The sequence below is a fragment of the Microbispora corallina genome, assembly GCF_016863035.1.
Taxonomy (GTDB): domain Bacteria; phylum Actinomycetota; class Actinomycetes; order Streptosporangiales; family Streptosporangiaceae; genus Microbispora; species Microbispora corallina.
Map to the genome: position 1 here is coordinate 271,123 of NZ_BOOC01000003.1, position 18,197 is coordinate 289,319.

The window sequence follows — 18,197 nt, forward strand, 5'->3', positions numbered from 1 at the left end:
GGAGGCCCACCATGCCCTGCTACCGATGCGGGGCCCGGCAGACCGACCCCGTACGAGGCGTGAGCCCCTGGAAGCGCGGGGTGCGCCGCGAGGCGCAGGTCCTGGTCTGCCCGGACTGCCAGCGTGAGCACGACCTCGATCTCGACACGTGCGCCACCTGCGGCTCGATCGCGCTGATCTGCCGTCTCGGCGAGGTCGAGTGCCGTTCCTGCGGATCCGTCCGGCTCGCCCGGTCCCGCGACTCGCTGATCTCGGCCGACTCCCTCGTCCCGGCCGGCCCGCCCGGCCTGGCCGCCGAGGTCGAGGCCGCCCTCAACCGCGTGCTCGGCCGCTCGTGACGGCGTCCGTGCCGGAGTACGTCGTCGGCCTCGATGTGGGCGGCACCGCCATGAAGGGCGGGCTCGTCACCCGCGAGGGACGGGTCACCGCCCTCGACGGCCGCCCCACCGGCCGCGAGAACGGCCCGGAGGCCGTCGTCGACGCCGTCCGCGCCTACGCCGGGGAGCTCGCCGACCTGGGCAGCTCCCTGTTCGGCGGCCCGCCCGTCGCCGTCGGCCTGGCCGTCCCGGGCATCGTGACCTCGACGACCGCCATGTACTCGGCCAACATCGGCTGGCGCCAGGTCCCGGCCGCGGCCTTCGTGCCCCCCGGCCTGCCCGCCCGCCTCGGCCACGACGTCCGCACCGGCGGGCTGGCGGAGAGCGTTTTCGGGGCCGGCAAGGACGTGGACGACTTCCTCTTCCTGCCCATCGGCACAGGCATCGCGGGCGCCGTGGTCCTGCGCGGCGAGCCGTACGGCGGGGCCAACGGCTGGGGCGGCGAGATCGGCCACGCGGCTGTGTGGCCGGCGGGGGAGAAGTGCGCGTGCGGGCAGATCGGCTGCCTGGAGACCTACGCCTCGGCCTCCGCGATCGGCCGCCGCTACGAGACCCGTACGGGCCGGGCGGCCACCGCCAAGGACGTCGTCGGCCTCGCCGCCTCCGGCGATCCGGCGGCCCAGGAGGTGTTCGGGGAGGCCGTCGAGGCCCTCGCCATCTCCCTGGCGTCGTACGTCCTGACCATGGACCCCTCGCTGATCGTCATCGGCGGCGGCCTGTCGGAGGCCGGCCCGGCGCTGTTCGACCCCCTCCGCGAACGCCTGGCCGCCCGGCTGACCTTCCGCGACCCCCCGCCGCTGTGCCCGGCCGCCCTCGGCGTCCAGGCCGGGATGCTCGGCGCGGCCCTGCTCGGCTGGCAGGCGGTGGGCGCCCACGACGTGGGCCGCGACTGGTCGCTCGATGTGCTGAGAGGCGGCGAGGTGCCGTAAGGTGTAGTCCCGTCCGGGCGGTTAGCTCAGCGGTAGAGCACTCGCCTTACAAGCGAGGGGTCACTGGTTCGAACCCAGTACCGCCCACCTGCGAAAAGAGCCCCGTCTCCCATCAGGGAAAACGGGGCTCGTGCCATTAACGTGCCATTAGCGGCCGCAATCGATCTTGTTCAGTGACCACTCGCCTCGGTCGGTAGGACCTGTGTGATCTTGCCGTTCATGACGTCAGCGATCTTGTGGTCTGCTTCCGCTGTGCGGTGCTGATAGATCATCGCGGCGCGTACGCTGTCATGGCCCATGCGTGCCATCAGGTCGCGGAGGGAAGCGCCGGCACTCGCCGCGATCGTGTTCCCGGTGTGGCGAAGATCGTGGAAGTGGAGCCCGGGAACGCCGAGCTTCCGCGTGGTCTCGCTCCACTTGACCGCGCGACGGAAGTTGCTACGCCGCAGAATCCCGCCGTTCGCCCCGGTGAAGACGAGCGCGGTCGGTTCGGACTCGGTGAACTGGTCGAGGTGCTGACGCAGCGCCGGAATGATCGCCTCTGGGATCGCCACCGTCCGCAGACCGGCACGGGATTTGGGCGGCCCGACGAGGAGTTCGCCCGTGTCCAGCTCGACGTGCTGTTGCCGAACGCTGACGGTCCCGGCGTTCAGGTCCAGGTCCATCCGACGCAGCGCCGCGACCTCGCCCCACCGCAGACTCGCGAAGGTCGCCAGCAGGATCAACGAGCGCAGCCGTATCGGCACCAGGTCGGCGAGCTGGAAGACCTGGGCCACCGTGAGGACCGGCCGCTCTTCCGACTTCTCCTCCCCGGCACCGCGAATGCGGCAGGGGTTGCGCGGGATGAGCTGATCGTCCGTCGCGGTCATGAGCACGGCCCGCAGGAACCGGTACGCCTTTGCGATCTCCGTTGCCCCGACGCCGTTGCTCGCCAGACTCGCCCGCCATTCGCGGACCATCTCGGTATTGATCTTCCCGAGGGGGACACTGCCGAAATACGGGGCGACGTGCCGCCGGAGAAGCCCGCTGTAGATCTCGACCGTCCGGGGCCGCAGCTCCGTCCGCTCACTGATCCACTTGGCCGCGTAGTCGCCGAGCTTGACCTTGGACCGTTGAGGGTCCGTCCAGTCCCCGGTGACCATCTTCGCTTCGAGCAGCGACAGCGCCCGCTCGGCATCGCGTTCCCGTGCGTACGTCGTCTCTCCGCTGCGCAGCTTGCCGTCCGGTCCCGGATAGCGAATCTGGAAACGCCCGGACGGCAGCTTGCGGATGCTCCCGAAGCGGCGGTGACCTGCCTTGTTCGCCATCAGGCCGCCCTCGCTTCTGTTGCCGAAAGATTCGGCCCGTCCCCGAGCGCCTGGAGTTGGTTGATGTGGTTGCGCCAGCGCTGGCGTTCGTGGACCGAACGGAGCAGCCGTACGCCGATCGGGGCCAGTTCGGGATCACCGGGCTTGACCGGTCGCCAGATGTAGCGGTGGGGGTCGACCGGCTCGTCCGGGAGGCCGAGGGCTTCCAGGACCCAGGTGCGCCGGTCCTGCTTGTGCTCGGTCAGGGTCTTGTTCGACCACTTCCGCGAGACGAGCACGCGTCGGCCCGCGTAGCCGAGGTGATCGGGCTTGTGCGCCTTACCCTTGCACCGGCCCGGCACCATACCGGCGCGGGCGTTCTTGGGCTGCACGCCGTACCGCAGCCAGTTCGGGCAGGTCGGCGAGCACGGCTCGAAGCGCAGAGCATTGAGCAGGCGTTCGGCGTGTGCCTTGCGGCGTGGGTCGTCGGTGCCGAGGGCGTCGCCAAGGCTCTTGGTCAGGTACTTGGAGAGGTACTGAATCAGTTGGTCGGCGTCCGGGGTCCCGGCGAGGGGCGAAGGTTCTGGACGAACCGATCGACCAGCTTGGAGAAGTGCAGGGCGTCGCGGGCCGCCCGCGCGTAGTCGTACCGGTCCGGGTCCAGGGGCGCACCCTCTAGCACCCGCCCGTACGACGGCAGGGTCAGCGTGACGAACATCGACGGCCGGTAGACCTTGCCGTCCAACCCGGTGAAGGTCCGCCCGAGCGTGGCCCTGGTCATCTGCCGCTTGGGCAGATCCGGGGCATCTTGCCGCCGCTTCGTCGAGCGGGACCGCTTGCCGGAGGTGCGGCCAAGGACGTTGCCACGCATGCCCGCACGGTTGATCTCCTCGTCCAGGTCCTCGATCGCGGCGTCCAGGTCGGTCGTGTCGCCGCCGGCCTTTTCCACCTCATCCCGCCACGCCTGGGCGTCGGCACGCAGCTCGACGAGGTGACGCTGATAATCGTCCGCCTCGTCGGGGGTGTTCACGGGCTCGGATTCGAGGTGCCAGCCCTCCCGGCACTGCGCCCGCCGCAACTGCCGGTTCCGCTTGGCGCACGGCGGGCACCTGCTGTCCAGCGTCGCCCCGCAGGGGACGTCGATGACCTCAACCTGTCCGGTGAGGATGTCTTGCCGCCGGAGCGGCACCGGCCGGATACACACCCCGTACTGCTTGGCGATCTCTTCGACGACCTCGCGGGCGAGGGGTTGCGCCATTCGCACGGCGCGGGGTGTGGAGCGGTCGTGCGGGTTGGTCACCAGTCACCCCCGAGGGGGTCGGGCTCGTCACCAAGGACGCGAGCCTTGGCGCCGCATTCGTGGCACTCGACCAGGCCGCGCACGGGGTCGAGCCAGAGCACGTTGAGCACGCCGCAGCAGGAGCAGCGCAGCCCGTCAAGGCGGCGGCGCGCCGCGCCGCCGCATAGCGGCCCGTCGCCCGCCCGCCGTCCGGGCGTGCGGCCTGGGGGCCGGTCCCGGACGGCAGCGACTCGGGCCGCCGCCGAACGCGCGCTACGCCGTACGTAACGCCTTCGCCGACCAGAGCGCCGCGCTCGCCGTGTCGCTGCGCCGCACCACTCCGTCGTCGCAAGCGGCTAGGTGTTACTCACGGTCCGAAGTAGGGTGCGTGCATGTCGGATTCAGAGTCTCCCGCTTCGTGGCTCATTAGGCGTGTGCCCGCTCCGTCTATACGGGAATGGGCCGAGGCCAATGGCTACGGTCACCTAATCAGCGCGCGTGGCCGAGTGAGTTCTACGCTCCTTGACGCCTACTACGCCGCCCATCCGAAGGAAAAGGACGAGAACGAGGCACCCTCGAAGGAACACGAACAAGGATCCGAGGGATAAGCACGCGAGCAGTGGTGGGCGTCTGCTTCGACTCGCACAGAATCGCCTCCGGCGGGGGCCTCAGCTCCGGGGTGATCGCGACGGTCACGAGCCGGGTCCGTAGTGGCTGAGGTGGGCCTGATCGTCCCGCCTGCCCCGACCCAGGCAGAGCCCAGCAGCCCGACTCCTCCAGCTCAAGCCCGTCCGTGACCGTTGACATCTGGTGATCGAGGAACGGCGGCGGGTTGAGGTACACGCGAGGACGGGCTTGACCTTCCGTCGCCGGCCCGCTGCCGCTTCGCGGTGGGTCGAGGCAGACGGGAAGATCAGGCAGGGGAGAAGCGTGCAGGTCTGCACCTCGCGGCACACCCCTTGATCGTCGTGCCATTAGCGTGCCATTAGACGGTGGAGAGGTGGCCGACAAGTCGTGATCAGAAGAGGTCGCGAGCTGCGACAAGAGGCATGATCGCTGTGCCATTAGCGTGCCATTAGGGCAGCTCGAAGATGGTCGGCGGGGGAGCGGTGTCCCAGGTCGGCCCGCAGGTCAGCGTACCGCCGAGAGCGATCTTGGCTCCTTACAAGCGAGGGGTCACTGGTTCGAACCCAGTACCGCCCACCTGCGAAAACTCACTCTAGGCGATGTTGTCTGTACGGCCTGAGTGACTATCTGAGTGACTATGCCTCGAAGTTGCCGCTCGGCGCGGGGTGGCGCCTCCGGCGGGGGGCGCTCCGGCTCCGGGATGGCCTCGAACACATGTGCGGGTGGCGGGGTGGCTGGTGTGGGAGCCATCCCGCCCGCCATCGACCCCAGGCAAGCCCAGCAGCCCGCCTCCTCCGCCGCAAGCCCGGCCGTGACCGTTGGCATCCAATGACCGTGGAAGGTGCCCAGGCTCAGGGACACGTCAAGCCGGGCTTGCACCTCCGTCGCCGGCCCGCTGCCGCTCCGCGGTGGGGTCGACGGCACACGGGATGGACGGGCGTGTCGTTAGTGCCGGCCTAGCGTGCCCCTTCGCGCATGAGCTGGCTGCATTGGAAGAGTCGCAGCTGCTGCACCTCCTGCTGACCGGGGCAGTAGAAGGCCCTAAAGGGGATGAGAGGGGTCTGCCGAGGCATTGCGAGGACTACGGCTTCATCGCCTGAACGATCGCGGAGTGCAGGCCACCAGTCGCGGCATGGGTGCGAGTGATCGTGTACGTGGTGAATCCGACCCCTGCTAGCAGGGCGCGGTACTCGGTTTCGGTGAGGGTGCCGACGGAGCAGCCGACGAGGCGCTCGGCCTCGGCTCGCCGCGTGGGGTCGAGTCCGTCGTCGGCAATGACGTCGGAGACGCCGAACCTGCCACCGGGCTTGAGGACGCGGAAGGCCTCGGCGAGCACGCGGGGTTTGTCGGCGGACAGGTTGATCACGCAGTTGGAGATGACGACGTTCACGCTGGCGTCGGGGAGGGGGATGTCCTCGATGTGCCCGTGGAGGAACTCGACGTTGGTCGCTCCGGCCTCGGTGGCGTTGGCCTTGGCCAGTTCGATCATTTCGGGTGTGGCGTCCAGGCCGTACGCCTTGCCGGCCGGGCCGACTCTGCGGGCGGAGAGCAGGACGTCGATGCCTCCGCCCGATCCCAGGTCGAGCACGGTCTCGCCGGGCTGGAGATCGGCGACGGCGACGGGGTTTCCGCATCCCAGGCTTGCCCGGAGGGCTCCTTCGGGCAAGCCGGTGGTGTCGTCGTAGCCGGCCGCGCCGAAGCAGCCGTCGGTGAACTCCTGCGGCTCGCTGTCGATGACCTGTTGGCCTGCCTGGGCTGCTTTGGCCAGTTCGCCGTAGCGGGTGACGACGCCCGCTCTGATCTGCTCGACGCTCGATTCGGTGTGCTCGGACATGGCGTCTCCGTTCAGCAAGACGGGGGCGGTGTGTCAGGGACGGGGCGCCCCATGACGACGTCGGCGGCGGTGGGAAAGCACGCCACGCAGGCGTCGTTGATCCGGTAGAGACTTGTGGTGCCGCGATGCTCGACCAGGACGAACCTCACCTCGGCCAGCACCTTCAGGTGAGCCGAGACGGTCGACTGGCCGACCTCGACGGCGTCCACGATGTCCTTGACCGCCATCGGCGTCCGGGCTCGGGCGAGCAGCGTCACGATCTGGATGCGCGTGGCGTCGGCCAGGGCCTTGAACCAACTGGCGTACTCGGCGGCGGTGGCCCGGTCGAGCGGTCCCGATTCCATGTTCATCGTTAATCGACGATAGACGATGAAGAGCTGTAGTGGAAGAACGACAAACCGGCCCAGCGGACGCCGGGCCGGTCTGAGATGGGGTCGTTCTAGTGAGCGGGGACGAGTTCGGCGAGAAGGTCGCGGACGCGGCGGTCGATCTCGTCGCGGATGGGCCGGACCTGGTCGACAGGCTTGCCGGCGGGGTCGTCGAGCTGCCAGTCGAGGTAGCGCTTGCCGGGGAAGACGGGGCAGGCGTCCCCGCATCCCATAGTGATGACGACGTCGGCGGCCTGGACGGCCTCGGTCGTCAGCGGCTTGGGGAACTCCTTGGTCAGATCGAGGCCGAGCTCGTCCATGACGGCGACGACGGCGGGGTTGATCGTGTCGGCGGGGGCTGATCCAGCCGAGCGGACCCGGACGCGGCCGGCGGCGTGATGGTCGAGCAGGGCGGCGGCCATCTGGGAGCGTCCGGCGTTGTGCACGCAGACGAACAGCACCTCGGGGATGTCGGACACAGGGGCTCCTTGACAGGCTCAGCAGTAGGGGTCAGGGCGAATGCGGCACGACGACGTCATGGTCACGGTCGTCCTGACGGGCATCGGCGGCAGCCGGGCGACCCGACGTGGGGTACAGGGTGACGGCGAGGGCCACGCCCACGAGCGCGCCGAGCAGCTGCGCGGCGACGAAGGCGGGGACGGAGTCGGGGGCGATCCCTGCGAAGGTGTCGGAGAAGCCGCGAGCGATGGTCACCGCGGGGTTGGCGAAGCTGGTGGAGCTGGTGAACCAGTACGCGGCGCCGATGTAGGCACCGACGAGCGGCGGGGCCAGATGCGCGCGGCCTTGCCGGGCCAGGGCGATGATAAGGGCGACGAGGCCGGCGGTGGCGACGACCTCGCCCAGCCACAAGGGCAGGCCGGACCGGTCGTGAGTGGAGGCGGTCACGGGGGGCAGGGCGAACATGAGGTTGGCCAACACCGCCCCGGCGATGCCTCCGGCGACCTGGGCGGCCAGGTAGGCGACGACCTCGCGGGCGGTGAGCCCGGTCCGGTCGCGGCGGCCGAGCAGCCAGTCGGCCAGGGAGACGACGGGGTTGAGGTGGGCCCCGGACGCCGGTCCGACCAGGGTGATGATGACCGGCAACGCGGCCGCGGTGGCGGCGCTGTTGGCGAGCAGTTGCACCCCGACATCCGGCGATAGACGCACGGCCATGACGCCCGACCCGATCACCACGGCGACCAGCAGGCCGGTGCCGAGGAACTCGGCGAAAGCCCGCCGGGCAGGGCCCGGTGTCATGCGGTGCCGGCCAGGGCGGCGGAGGCCGGGCCGATCAGGGCGGACATGCGGGCCAGCACACCCGGGTTGATCCAGTAGTAGACCCAGGTGCCCCGGCGTTCGGAGTCGATGAGCCCGGCCTGCCTGAGCACCTTGAGGTGGTGGCTGATGGTCGGCGGGGTCAGGTCGAAGGCGCCGGTCAGGTCGCACACGCACGCCTCGCCGCCCTCGTGGCAGGCGATCAGGGACAGCAGGCGCAGCCGTACGGGGTCGGCGATCGCCTTGAACAGCGGGGCCAGCTCGACGGCCTCGCTGTCGGACAGCGGCTCGCAGACCAGCGGCGCGCAGCAGGCCGGGCCGGAGACGTCCACACCCGCGTCGATGATCGGCAGCTCTTGCTTCGACATGCCTCTAATTTGACAGAGATCTATGTCGCGGTGCAAGCTGAGCCCAGCGCGCTACTTAGACAAACATCTAATCAGGAGGCTGTGATGGCCCATCTGCTCTCGGCCCTGATCCGCACCGGCACCAGTCGTCCGCGTCGGGTGCGTGCTCTGGTGACCTTCAACGAGGCCACCGGCGAAGTCTGCGACGCCACCTGCCGCAGCGACGCCCACCTCGACCGCGCCCGCACCGCTGCCCTCGCGGTCGGCCTCGGCCGTATCTGACCCTCGCCCACCCATCAGCCCGCTCAACCACCAGGAGGAACCATGTCCCGTGTCCAGCTCGCCCTGCGCGTCGCCGATCTGGAAGGCTCGGTCGCGTTCTACTCCAAGCTGTTCGGCGTCGAGCCGGCCAAGCGGCGGCCCGGCTACGCCAACTTCGCGATCGCCGAGCCCCCGCTCAAGCTCGTCCTCCTGGAGGGTGAGGAGGGCGAGGAGACCCGGATGGACCACCTCGGCGTCGAGGTCGAGGAGACCGCCCAGGTCACCGCCGCCACCGAGCGACTGAAGCACGCCGGCCTGGCGACCTTCGAGGAGAACGACACCACCTGCTGCTACGCCCTCCAGGACAAGGTCTGGGTGCATGGCCCCGGCAGCGAGCCGTGGGAGGTGTACGTGGTCAAGGCCGACGCCGACGTCCTCACCAAGGAGACCGACTCCGCGTGCTGCGCCAGCGACGACGCGGCGGAGGAGACAGTAACCGCGAGCAAGTCCACCTGTTGCTGATCAACAGGAGAGCTGACTAGAAAACCCCTCTGGGCGCCGCGTGCCTCAGTTTCGTTCTGCTTCCGCCCGAGGCCGTAAAACGTCGGAAGCCAGGAGACGTTGAGAGCCGTATTGCCAGGTCAAAGCACTACTCCATGCCATACGCCCAGGTGGAGAAGTGGCAGGAGAGAGTTCGAGCTCTACTACAACGTCTGACGGCGTGCAGTGATCTTGTATGGCCACACAGACACAGTCTGTTCCGTCTCTGTTCCGCCGGAACGCGAAAGATCTCCGAAACCGTTGGCAACTGCTGGAACACAAAATCCCATCTCAAACCAGGTTTCGGAGATCCATCGCAGGTCAGAGGACCACCACGAGAAGAACCCGGGCCTACAGGCCAAGACGTATTGGGGGACTGGGGACCATCCGGGGACCACACGTTGTGCACGCAGCGCAACATCCCGCACGTCACCCAACGTCGTGCCTGGCTACCTGAAGGGCTTTGAGCTGCAAAAACGCCTACCCCACTTCCTGGGGGTCAAGCTCGGTTCACCCAGACAGGCGCGCTATGCCGCTCGTGCCCGGACGGTCGCCGGGCGGGAGCGGGTGGCAGGGATGTGGCGAATTGATGGACGCGCTGGGAAAGGTGCGTTTTCCTGTGATCGCGGGGGTGGGTTCGGCGGGTGGCTCTGTACGTGAGTTGCGACAGCGTTTGTAGGTCAGCTGTGACAGCGTCGCGTAGAGCGCTGGGATGTGTTGCTGAGTTTTGACAGCGCCCAGCCGGTTGCGGTGCGACTATCGAGGTGCTACGAAGCGTGAGGGAGCCCCCGTGCCTCGCATGTCGAAGGTCGAGGACCGCCGCCTCGAGGTCGTCAGCGTTCCTGGAAACCGGTCATTGACCGCTGTTGCAAGTCGCCGTGACCGGCCTGGAAGCGAGTGGCAGCAGGATCCCGTCAACGATCGAGCAAACGTGTTCTTCGGTGATTTCTTCATCTCCTCGGACGGTTTGCCAGTGGATCAGCAACGCGACTGCGGCCGATATCTCGACCGCGGGTTTGCCGTCCGGCTTCTCGAGGAGCGGTAGAGGGGGGATGTCGCCGCGCTCGAACGCGTGGGCGAGCACTTTCACCACCTCCCGATGCATGGAGTCGACATAACGCTCACGCATGAGCGCGAAAAGTCGTGGATGCTGCCTGGCCATGTCGAGCAGAGTGGTCACGAGCTCGCTGTGCTGCCTGTTGCTGCACTGCGTGACCTGCATCAAAGTCTCGACGAGTTCTTGGCGGAGCCGGCCTGGGCCGATGGTGATCGCCCGGTGGGTGTCAGCCAGCGAGGCATGCTCCAGAGCGTTCGCAGCGAGCTCCAGGCGGGACTTCCAGCGACGGTAGACGGTTGCTTTGCCCACCCCGGCCCGGGCTGCGGCCTTGTCCATGGTGAGAGCGGGGAATCCGCCTTCGCCCAGAAGCTCGATCGCGGCGTGCAGGATCCGGTCGTCGCGTTCCGGGTCCTGCGCGGGTCCCGAGCTGCCGGGCGGACGTCGCCAGGTGGCGTCGGCCTTGTCCACTCAAGAACTCCTCTTCCGCTCCGCGGACCGTGCTTCGAGAGTCTAGCGGAGGTTCGACCCCACTCGGAACGGTCTTGTCTCGGGTTGAATCGAGTGCTAGCGTGGCCGAGCCAAACCCGGAACGGTCTTGTCTCGGGTTGAAGGATGCATCAATCTATTTGGGGGTACCGCTGTGCGAGCTGTTGGGTTCACGGAGTTCGGAGGCCCGGAGGTGATGCGGGTCCTGGAGCTGCCGGAGCCGCACGCCGGCCCGGGACAGGTGCGGATCAAGGTGGCCGCGGCGGACGTCAACTCGGCGGACGTCGTCTCCCGGTCCGGCTACGTGAACAAGCTCAGCCCCGGCTCGTTCCCGCAGTCAGATGCGTACGTCATCGGGTGGGATGCCGCGGGGGTGATCGACGAGGTCGGCGATGGTGTGCGCGCGGAGCTGGCTGTCGGGACCGATGCCCTGGCACTGGTGGTTCCGATCCTGACGCTCGGGGCGCAGGCGGAGTACGTGGTGGCACCGGCGGAGTCGGTGGTGCGGGCACCGCGGGGTGTCGAGCTGACAGCGGCGTCGACCTTGCTGATGAGCGGACTGTCCGCGCGGCAGGCCCTGAAGCTGCTGGAGGTCGCGCCGGGCGCGACGGTGGCGGTGATCGGCGCGGCCGGAACGGTCGGCGGGTACGCGGTGCAGCTGGCCAAGGCCGCGGGACTGACGGTGATCGCCGACGCGGCCGCACGGGACCGCGACCTCGTCATCGCTCTGGGCGCCGACCACGTGGTGCCGCGCGGGGACGACTTCGCAGACGCCGTCCGGCGGCTGCGGCCGGACGGAGTGGACGGTCTGATCGACACGGCGCAGTTGACCGGGGCTGCCGCCACCGTGGTGCGCGACGGGGGTGTGGCCGCCGGGTTGCGTCCGCTTGCGGGGTCGTCGTCGTGGGCCGACAGCACGACCGACCGCGGAGTGCGTTGGCGCATCGTGAACGTCACCACGGACATGGACGACACCAGCGCGCTGACCGAACTGTGCGAACAGGCGGAGTCGGGTGTCCTGACGCTACGCGTCGCCGCCACCTTCGCTGCTGAGCAAGCCAAGGAAGCCCACGCACTCATCGAAGTCGGCGGAGTACGAGGACGCCCCGTCCTCGTCTTCTGACCACCACACAGCACGTCAGCACGAGAGCAGGAGAATCACATGGCAACGGTATCCGTCAGCCGGGTCGTCCCGGCCGACCCCGAGCGCGCCTGGGAGCTCGTCGGCGGGTTTCACGCCCTGCCCGACTGGATGCCCTCCATCCAGAGCACCCCCCTCCAAGGAGGCATGGTCCGCCGGCTGGTCAACCCCGACGGCGCGGTGGTCGTCGAGCGCATGGAGGAGTTCAACCATGCGGCGCGCTACTACACCTACTCCATCGTCGAGGCACCCTTCCCGGTAGAGGGTTACCTCTCGAACGTCCGGGTGTACGAGGTGCCCGGCGACCACGGCGCCACGGAGGTCGTGTGGAGCGTCCGGTTCGCCTCCGACGGTGAAGCGGCCGAGGCCGAACTCGTGGAAGTGTTCACCGCGGCCTTCCGCGACGGACTCGAAACGCTGCACAAGGCGCTCTCCGCCTGAGCCACCGATCACACCGCGGGCCCTTCCGCGCCGGATATGCGGGCCGCGGGTTGCCGGTGCACCCCGCGGCGCCGTTCAGCGCACCACGGCCAGGACGCAGCTGCTGCCGACCCGCCAAGCAGGACCGACCAGCGGAAACAGGGGCAAGTGCGGTGGGCGTCTCATGCACCGCTTCTCCCAGGTTCCGGGCGGCCGTGGTGACGATGAACTCTGCTCGAGCGGAGTTCACCGACACGTGCCGGTAACTGAAGAGCACAACGAGGGCACATGACATCGTGATCAACGTCGAAACGCCGAGAGCCATCGAGATGACCAACGCCAGGTCATCAGGCTGCAGGTTGAACCATGGCAGCAACCTTCACCATCGACGAGCGCGAGAGGCTGAGTGACGAAGTGGGTGACAGCCGCGGCGGACGGCCCTGAACGTTGGCGGACTGTCACGGATGTTCGCGCAGGTGACCGGCGCTATGTCCCCTGAGCAAATGCATCTTCCGGTTGCTTCACACCGAAGGGGTCAACAAGGCGTCGGAGCACAGCTAACGCGGAGCTACCCCCGGAGTGACCTACGAACGCACTAGGCGCCGACTGAGTGACTATCCGAGTGACAATCACCACGGACGAGTCCGGACAGCGTTGGACAACGGTGGACCGTACACCCAGGTCAGGGCGGGTGTCGGTGCTGGTCCCGCCCCTTCCTGGGTTGATTTACAAGCGAGGGGTCACTGGTTCGAACCCAGTACCGCCCACCAGCGAAAAGAGCCCCGCCTCCCACTTGGGAAACGGGGCTCGTGCCATTAACGTGCCGTTAGGGAACGCAATCGATCTTGCTCAGTGACCACTCGCCTCGGTCGGCAGGACTTGTGTGATCTTGCCGTTCATGACGTCGGCGATCTTGTGGTCTGCCTCCACCGTGCGGTGCTGGTAGATCATCGCGGCGTGCACGCTGTCATCTCCCATCCGCGCCGTAAGGTCCCGGAGCGATGCGCCGGCGCTGGCCGCGATCGAGTTCCCGGTGTGGCGAAGATCGTGGAAGTGGAGCCCGGGGACGCCGAGCTTCCGCGTGGTCTCGCTCCACTTGACCGCGCGACGGAAGTTGCTACGCCGCAGAATCCCGCTGTTCGCACCGGTGAAGACGAGCGCGGTCGGCTCTGGCTGGTGAACTGGTCGAGGTGCTGACGCAGCGCCGGAGATCTGCCGCAGCTCCGCACGGGGCAGCGTGCCGCGGATCGCCATGTGCAGGGGCGGGGCGAGCCGCTTCTGTGGCTCGACGGTGGCGAAGTACTGCACGTCGTAGCCCGCCACCCGGCGAAGGTTCTGCACGAAACGGTTGACGAGCCTGGAGAAGGCAGCGCGTCCCAGGCCGCGCCTGGCCGGCCGTCCGTGTCCCCCGGGTGGCCCGTGTCCCCCGGGTGGCCCGTGTCCCCCGGGTGGACCGGACCGGCGGACGGAGTGTGCGGCAGGGGCGGGGCGAACGCGGAGGCCGGGCGCCGGCCAGGCCGAGAACCTGGCGTATCCACGCCTCCAGGCCCGTCGGGTCCGGCGGGGTCAGAGGATTCTGCCCGTTCCGCCCGCTCTGCTTGCCGCGCTCCCGCCCGGGAGTCGCCGCGGTCCGCCGTCACCCCAGGAGGGCGGGGGCCATCAGCCGCAGGTGCTCGATCTGCGTGCCGACCGAGTCGGCCAGTGGCTGGACGCACACGTGATCGGCCCCCGCGTCGTGGTGGGCGCGTACCCGCTCGGCGATCGCCTCCGGCTCGCCCCGGGCCACTATCGCGTCGATGAGCCGGTCGCTTCCCCCGCCGTCGACGTCGGTGTCGGAGAAGCCCAGCTCGCGGAGGTTGTTCACGTAGTTGGGCAGGGAGAGGTAGAAGGCGGCGTACTCGCGGGCGATCTCCCGGGCGCGGCCGGCGTCGCTCTCGACCACCACGGCCTGCTCCGGGACGAGAACCGGGTCCTGGCCGAGGATCTCGCGCGCCTTCGCAGTGTGCTCGGGCGGCACGAAGTACGTGTGCGCCCCCTGGGCGTGCTGCGCCGCCAGTTCGAGCATCCGGCGGCGCAGCGCCGCCAACACCCGGGGTGGCCTCTCCGCCAGCGGCACGCCGAACGACGCCCGGTCCATCCCGTCGAGATAGTCCCGCATGAACGGCAGCGGCGCGGAGTATTCGTGGCCACGAGGGGCGACCAGCGGCTTGTGGCTCACACCGAGGCCGAGCACGAATCGGTACCCCCACGCCTCCGCCAAGGTCGCGGCGCCGTTGGCCGCGGCCACCGCGTCCCGGCCGTAGATGTTCGCGATGCCCGTCGCCACGTGCAGCCGCTCGGTGGCCGACAGCAGGAGCGCCGCGTTCGTGAACGCCTCCCGCCCGTCCGGGGACTCGCCCACCCAGAGCGCCGGGTATCCAAGCTGCTCGATGTCCGCCGCAGCCGTTCTGGCCTCGTCCGCGGTCGCCGTTCTCGACAGTGAGAACAGCCACGCCCCCGTCCGGCCGAGGCGGCGCCTCAGCTCGGCCCGTTCCACGGCGGGCGGTCGCATGCGCTCGGCCATCTAGGACGCTCCTTGTCTTGTTACGCGAGATCGGGCGAAGGGGGCGGTTAGCCAGGAACGTCGCCCCCGCGGGCCGGACGGCTGCGCCGGCGAGCATCGCAGCCTCAGCATCGCATCGCACGCGCCGGTGGCCTCGGCATCTCCCCGCGACCGGTTCCCGTGTCGGGGCTCACCGCCGCGTCCGCTCCGGGTTACTCCGATTTCCCCGAATCCGGCGGTTCGTCCGCGCGATCGCTGATTCGCCCCGAGGGCGGCGAGAGGTCCTTGAAGTGGAACCCACGAGACGGCAAAGGCCTGTCCTGGATCTTAAGCTCCCTGACGGCCGGCGGGGGAGCGGCGTCCCAGGTCGGCCTGCAGGTCGGCGTACCGCCGGGGCGATCATGGCTCATTACAAGCGAGGGGTCACTGGTTCGAACCCAGTACCCGCCCACCAGGTGAAACTCACTCTTTCCGATCTTGCTTCTCGGCTCTGAATGACTATGCCTCAAAGAGGCTGTCCATCTTCTCCGCGCCGATTCCGCCGTACAGGCAGGCCGTCCAGGTCCTCAAGGATGAAGGACTCGTGGAGACCGTGCAGGGCATGGGCATCTAGGTTGTCAAGCCCGATGAGGACGTCTCCCATGACGGGTGCATCGCCGCCTGAGCATCATCCGGCCGATGTCGACGGCCGGGTGAAGGTCTGGTACCGGTTCGTCGCGCGAAGGGGGCTTATTCCCGCACTTACCAAACAGTAGATATCGGCTTTGCCATACCTTGCCATGAAACTTCTTACAGTGTCTGGCGTGGAAAACCTCTTAGGCGAGTTTCTGCGTGCCCGACGGCAGGCGACAACCGTCGAACGGGCGGGGGTCCTGCGAGGTGCGGGCAGTCGCCGCACACCAGGGTTGCGCCGCGGCGAGGTCGCAACACTGGCAGGAGTCAGCGTCGACTACTACACACGACTGGAGCAGGGAAGGGAACGCAACCCCTCCGATGCTGTGCTGAACGCCCTGGCCAGGGTCTTCGGCCTTGACTACGAGGCCACAGGACACCTGCACGAGCTTGCCCGTTCCACGCGAGGAAGTTTCAGGCGCACATATGTGGCCGACCGCGTCTCCCCGTCCGTTCTCCGCCTCGTGAACAACTGGGAGCATGCCCTGGCGTTTGTGGTGAACCGCCGGTTAGACGTGCTCGTGCAAAACGCCGAGACCGCGGCCTTTCTTGAGGGTTTCTCCGATGGTGACAACCTGCTTCGACTGACCTTCCTCAACCCGGCGTCACGCGAATTCTTCCTCGACTGGGAACAGGAGGCACGGTTCAAGGTCGCCCATATGCGCGCTGCGGTCGGTGCAGACCTCGACGACCCATCGGTTCTCGCCCTGGTGGAGGAGCTATCGCTAGCAAGCGAGGACTTTCGCCGAATATGGGAAAGCCATGACATACAAGTCAGACCGCATGAGATTGGGCGCTACCACCATGATCGCGTCGGCGATCTGACTCTCTGGCATGCGACGTTCTCCATCGACGGTGCTCCCGGCCAGCGACTCTTTGTCGCGCATGCCGAGCCCGGCACCCCATCCGACGACGCCCTAACCAGGTTGTCTGCCAGCCGGTGCTGAGTGGGACCCAGCTCAGCTCGCCCACACACGTAAGCTGATAATGAACGAGCGGCCCCGGGCACCACTCGAGAGACCAACGCCAGTACGGCATCCTCGTGGGCCGTCACCGGGACTCGCGGTCGTACGACCGCCATACGTCCAGGTCAGCATTTCCCAGCCCAGAGCGTGTGATCCTGAAAGCCTTACCAGGCTGATGGCCCCCCGGCCGGATTCGACATAGCCGGCACTATTCAACTGTTTCGCGTTGACGGCCTCATGTGGACGGGCCTCGTCTCGGGCGCGGCCGAATCAGGGCTGGCGTGGGAGCGTGCTTGACCTGACGCATCAAGGCTGAGCTTTCCTCCCGCAAACATCCAGGGCGTCGCGGCCGAGGACCAGGGACTCCACCCTCGATGTCTCCCCGGTTGTTCGCAATCCGAGTGGGCCGTCGAAGGCATCGGTCCGCAGCTGGAACCGGCTTACATCGTCGACCTTGAGAGTGCGGAGTCGCCATGGCTGATTCGGTGAGTCCTGCTCAGTGGGCGGGTGGGCTAGAACTACGACGGCAGAGGAGTCTCGCGGTATCTCGTAACGGCTGTGTGCGGCCGTGTACTTGGCAAACCGGAGATCACCCTCCAGGGCGAGGTCGAGAGCCGCTGCCGCGTCGAGGTGTGGGAGCGCCGCCCCTGGTGCGATGATTCCTTCGATCCATGCTTTGGTGGTGTCCGGAAGTCGCTCCTCGCGCATGATGAGACGTAGTTGATCTGTGAACCAGGGCGTAAGCGCGGGGTCGCCGTTCTTGATCCAGTTCTCGACCAGGCTGCGGAATGCCTTCTCCCGGCGGCTGCCTCGGCGAGCGCCTGCGGCCAGGATGTCCGTACCCGCGCCGTCGAGTGCGCTGGCGAGCAACCGGACAGGGATCCGATCGGCGAGGTGGGCGTAGCGGACCATGCGGATCTCCAGCATGACGCTGTGCAAGATCCTGGCGGCGACCAGGACCGCACCCTGTGGTTGTGGTCGCCGTCGCTCAGGTGCGCGGCTGGCGTGCTCCTCGCGAGGTGGAGTCCGCTGGTCGGCGGCCCGGCCGGCGGTGGAACGATGCCAGGCACGGTCATCGGGGTAGGCGGTCCCGCTGGTGGCGCGCAGTCTTCCGCTCGCGCCGACACTGATGGTTATCCCCTCCGTCCCGGAATCTATGGCGACTCCCATCCGGTCGTCGGAGTCGAAATCTGCGTCAGTGACGTCTTTCAACCACAGATACAACTCGGGCGGTTCCCCCGCCGGTAGGCCGGCGTCGTAGCGGCGCGGGGCGGCCAGGACCACAGACCCGGTCAGCCGGGTGCCGACACGTTCGAGCAGCAGGGTACGGACCTCGGCGGCGCCCAGGTCGTAATCGGTGCCGAGCGCGAGTGCGGCCTCGGCCGTCAGCGGTGTGGACGACGGCCTCACCCGTCCCCGATGGTCCCTTACGTGAGGAGGCTCCGCCGGCGGTGGCGGCAGTAAGCGTTGCATTTTGTGCCCCGCCACCGTGGCCTGCTCGACCATCCAACTCCGCCGCTCCGATCCGAGATCGGCCATCCATGCGAGGGCAGCGCGGGCACGTCGCGCACGCCCAACAAAGGTGAGGGCAGTAGCGGCATGGAACAACGGGAAGGTGTTGTTGTCCCACACGTCCGAGACCGTGTGGATCGTTCGCCGGTCATAGAGGCGTGCATCTGCTGACGCCTCCGCGATCTGTACGAGCGACCGCTCCAGCAACGCGCCCAGGGCGCCCAACGCTGTCCCACTTCTGATCATCTCGGCTACATATCACGATCGGTATTCACCATG

The 18,197-nt window shown here is 68.0% G+C and carries 19 protein-coding genes, 1 tRNA gene and 1 pseudogene; 9 read left to right on the forward strand and 12 right to left on the reverse strand.

Annotated features, from left to right (window positions below; all coding sequences use genetic code 11):
* Positions 1-11 precede the first annotated feature (11 nt).
* The 3 genes from Mco01_RS05325 (at position 12) to Mco01_RS05335 (ending at position 1,393) form a co-directional block, all read left to right on the forward strand.
* Positions 12-338, forward strand: a complete 327-nt coding sequence (locus Mco01_RS05325; protein WP_204055756.1) for a hypothetical protein — start codon at positions 12-14, stop codon at positions 336-338.
* On the forward strand, positions 335-1,306 hold the full coding sequence (locus tag Mco01_RS05330) for an ROK family protein (protein ID WP_239103355.1): 972 nt from the start codon (positions 335-337) through the stop codon (positions 1,304-1,306). Before Mco01_RS05325 ends, Mco01_RS05330 begins: the two co-directional genes overlap by 4 nt.
* 15 nt (positions 1,307-1,321) lie before the next feature.
* Positions 1,322-1,393 (forward strand) — tRNA-Val (locus Mco01_RS05335).
* A gap of 83 nt (positions 1,394-1,476) precedes the next feature.
* Here the strand turns inward: Mco01_RS05335 and Mco01_RS05340 are convergent.
* Genes Mco01_RS05340 through Mco01_RS40135 form a run of 3 tightly spaced genes read right to left on the reverse strand, consistent with a single transcriptional unit; the run spans position 1,477 to position 3,850 of the window.
* Positions 1,477-2,613 carry a tyrosine-type recombinase/integrase gene (locus tag Mco01_RS05340; RefSeq protein ID WP_204055757.1) on the reverse strand — a complete coding sequence of 379 codons (1,137 nt, stop codon included), beginning with the start codon at positions 2,611-2,613 and terminating at the stop codon, positions 1,477-1,479.
* Positions 2,613-3,137 (reverse strand): replication initiator, encoded by a 525-nt coding sequence (locus tag Mco01_RS40130; RefSeq protein WP_372444795.1) that lies wholly within the window; start codon positions 3,135-3,137, stop codon positions 2,613-2,615. Before Mco01_RS40130 ends, Mco01_RS05340 begins: the two co-directional genes overlap by 1 nt.
* Positions 3,134-3,850, reverse strand: coding sequence for a replication initiator (locus Mco01_RS40135; protein ID WP_344056326.1), 717 nt, complete (start codon positions 3,848-3,850; stop codon positions 3,134-3,136). Before Mco01_RS40135 ends, Mco01_RS40130 begins: the two co-directional genes overlap by 4 nt.
* A 413-nt stretch (positions 3,851-4,263) precedes the next feature.
* Between Mco01_RS40135 and Mco01_RS40460 the strand changes: the two genes are divergently transcribed.
* Positions 4,264-4,479 carry an Lsr2 family DNA-binding protein gene (locus Mco01_RS40460; protein WP_204055758.1) on the forward strand — a complete coding sequence of 72 codons (216 nt, stop codon included), beginning with the start codon at positions 4,264-4,266 and terminating at the stop codon, positions 4,477-4,479.
* Between the two features lie 1,100 nt (positions 4,480-5,579).
* On the opposite strand, the gene arsM is transcribed toward Mco01_RS40460, so the two are convergent.
* The 5 genes from arsM to Mco01_RS05375 form a co-directional block, all read right to left on the reverse strand.
* Positions 5,580-6,332, reverse strand: coding sequence for an arsenite methyltransferase (arsM, locus tag Mco01_RS05355; protein WP_204055759.1), 753 nt, complete (start codon positions 6,330-6,332; stop codon positions 5,580-5,582).
* 11 nt (positions 6,333-6,343) lie between these two features.
* Entirely contained in the window at positions 6,344-6,682 is a 339-nt protein-coding gene (locus tag Mco01_RS05360; RefSeq protein WP_204055760.1) for an ArsR/SmtB family transcription factor, read from the reverse strand.
* Positions 6,683-6,771: 89 nt separating this feature from the next.
* The gene (locus tag Mco01_RS05365) at positions 6,772-7,179 is read right to left on the reverse strand and encodes an arsenate reductase ArsC (RefSeq protein WP_204055761.1); all 408 of its coding nucleotides are present in this window, start codon (positions 7,177-7,179) and stop codon (positions 6,772-6,774) included.
* A 31-nt stretch (positions 7,180-7,210) separates the two neighbouring features.
* On the reverse strand, positions 7,211-7,957 hold the full coding sequence (locus Mco01_RS05370; RefSeq protein WP_204055762.1) for an aquaporin: 747 nt from the start codon (positions 7,955-7,957) through the stop codon (positions 7,211-7,213).
* A complete protein-coding gene (locus Mco01_RS05375; protein ID WP_204055763.1) occupies positions 7,954-8,343 on the reverse strand; it encodes an ArsR/SmtB family transcription factor in 390 nt (129 codons plus the stop codon). The genes Mco01_RS05370 and Mco01_RS05375 overlap by 4 nt, the downstream gene beginning before the upstream one ends.
* 84 nt (positions 8,344-8,427) lie before the next feature.
* On the opposite strand from Mco01_RS05375, the gene Mco01_RS05380 reads away from it, so the two are divergent.
* Both Mco01_RS05380 and Mco01_RS05385 read left to right on the forward strand, forming a co-directional pair.
* Positions 8,428-8,604 (forward strand): hypothetical protein, encoded by a 177-nt coding sequence (locus tag Mco01_RS05380; RefSeq protein ID WP_204056154.1) that lies wholly within the window; start codon positions 8,428-8,430, stop codon positions 8,602-8,604.
* A 42-nt stretch (positions 8,605-8,646) separates the two neighbouring features.
* Positions 8,647-9,105 (forward strand): ArsI/CadI family heavy metal resistance metalloenzyme, encoded by a 459-nt coding sequence (locus tag Mco01_RS05385; RefSeq protein WP_204055764.1) that lies wholly within the window; start codon positions 8,647-8,649, stop codon positions 9,103-9,105.
* Between the two features lie 871 nt (positions 9,106-9,976).
* Here the strand turns inward: Mco01_RS05385 and Mco01_RS05390 are convergent.
* The gene (locus Mco01_RS05390) at positions 9,977-10,648 is read right to left on the reverse strand and encodes a TetR/AcrR family transcriptional regulator (protein ID WP_161484324.1); all 672 of its coding nucleotides are present in this window, start codon (positions 10,646-10,648) and stop codon (positions 9,977-9,979) included.
* Positions 10,649-10,862: 214 nt separating this feature from the next.
* Here Mco01_RS05390 and Mco01_RS05395 point away from each other — a divergent pair, with 214 nt between their 5' ends.
* Positions 10,863-11,789, forward strand: a complete 927-nt coding sequence (locus tag Mco01_RS05395) for an NADP-dependent oxidoreductase (RefSeq protein WP_239103356.1) — start codon at positions 10,863-10,865, stop codon at positions 11,787-11,789.
* A gap of 39 nt (positions 11,790-11,828) precedes the next feature.
* Positions 11,829-12,248, forward strand: a complete 420-nt coding sequence (locus Mco01_RS05400) for an SRPBCC family protein (protein WP_204055765.1) — start codon at positions 11,829-11,831, stop codon at positions 12,246-12,248.
* Between the two features lie 1,122 nt (positions 12,249-13,370).
* On the opposite strand, the pseudogene Mco01_RS40140 reads toward Mco01_RS05400, so the two are convergent.
* Positions 13,371-13,595 (reverse strand): annotated as a pseudogene (locus Mco01_RS40140) (replication initiator); the annotation flags it as partial.
* A gap of 268 nt (positions 13,596-13,863) precedes the next feature.
* Entirely contained in the window at positions 13,864-14,790 is a 927-nt protein-coding gene (locus Mco01_RS05410; RefSeq protein WP_239103357.1) for a TIGR03620 family F420-dependent LLM class oxidoreductase, read from the reverse strand.
* Positions 14,791-15,572: 782 nt separating this feature from the next.
* On the opposite strand from Mco01_RS05410, the gene Mco01_RS05415 reads away from it, so the two are divergent.
* Positions 15,573-16,388 (forward strand): helix-turn-helix domain-containing protein, encoded by an 816-nt coding sequence (locus Mco01_RS05415; protein ID WP_204055766.1) that lies wholly within the window; start codon positions 15,573-15,575, stop codon positions 16,386-16,388.
* A 324-nt stretch (positions 16,389-16,712) separates the two neighbouring features.
* On the opposite strand, the gene Mco01_RS05420 is transcribed toward Mco01_RS05415, so the two are convergent.
* A complete protein-coding gene (locus Mco01_RS05420) occupies positions 16,713-18,143 on the reverse strand; it encodes a hypothetical protein (protein ID WP_204055767.1) in 1,431 nt (476 codons plus the stop codon).
* Between the last annotated feature and the right edge of the window lie 54 nt (positions 18,144-18,197).

Excerpts from the sequence above, each read along its gene's own strand:
- Mco01_RS05325 (WP_204055756.1), top strand. The coding sequence starts at position 12 with ATGCCCTGCTACCGATGCGGGGCCCGGCAGACCGACCCCGTACGAGGC.
- Mco01_RS05340 (WP_204055757.1), bottom strand. The coding sequence starts at position 2,613 with ATGGCGAACAAGGCAGGTCACCGCCGCTTCGGGAGCATCCGCAAGCTG.
- Mco01_RS40135 (WP_344056326.1), bottom strand. The coding sequence starts at position 3,850 with ATGGCGCAACCCCTCGCCCGCGAGGTCGTCGAAGAGATCGCCAAGCAG.
- Mco01_RS40460 (WP_204055758.1), top strand. The coding sequence starts at position 4,264 with ATGTCGGATTCAGAGTCTCCCGCTTCGTGGCTCATTAGGCGTGTGCCC.
- arsM (WP_204055759.1), bottom strand. The coding sequence starts at position 6,332 with ATGTCCGAGCACACCGAATCGAGCGTCGAGCAGATCAGAGCGGGCGTC.
- Mco01_RS05360 (WP_204055760.1), bottom strand. The coding sequence starts at position 6,682 with ATGAACATGGAATCGGGACCGCTCGACCGGGCCACCGCCGCCGAGTAC.
- Mco01_RS05370 (WP_204055762.1), bottom strand. The coding sequence starts at position 7,957 with ATGACACCGGGCCCTGCCCGGCGGGCTTTCGCCGAGTTCCTCGGCACC.
- Mco01_RS05375 (WP_204055763.1), bottom strand. The coding sequence starts at position 8,343 with ATGTCGAAGCAAGAGCTGCCGATCATCGACGCGGGTGTGGACGTCTCC.
- Mco01_RS05380 (WP_204056154.1), top strand. The coding sequence starts at position 8,428 with ATGGCCCATCTGCTCTCGGCCCTGATCCGCACCGGCACCAGTCGTCCG.
- Mco01_RS05385 (WP_204055764.1), top strand. The coding sequence starts at position 8,647 with ATGTCCCGTGTCCAGCTCGCCCTGCGCGTCGCCGATCTGGAAGGCTCG.
- Mco01_RS05395 (WP_239103356.1), top strand. The coding sequence starts at position 10,863 with ATGCGGGTCCTGGAGCTGCCGGAGCCGCACGCCGGCCCGGGACAGGTG.
- Mco01_RS05400 (WP_204055765.1), top strand. The coding sequence starts at position 11,829 with ATGGCAACGGTATCCGTCAGCCGGGTCGTCCCGGCCGACCCCGAGCGC.
- Mco01_RS05410 (WP_239103357.1), bottom strand. The coding sequence starts at position 14,790 with ATGGCCGAGCGCATGCGACCGCCCGCCGTGGAACGGGCCGAGCTGAGG.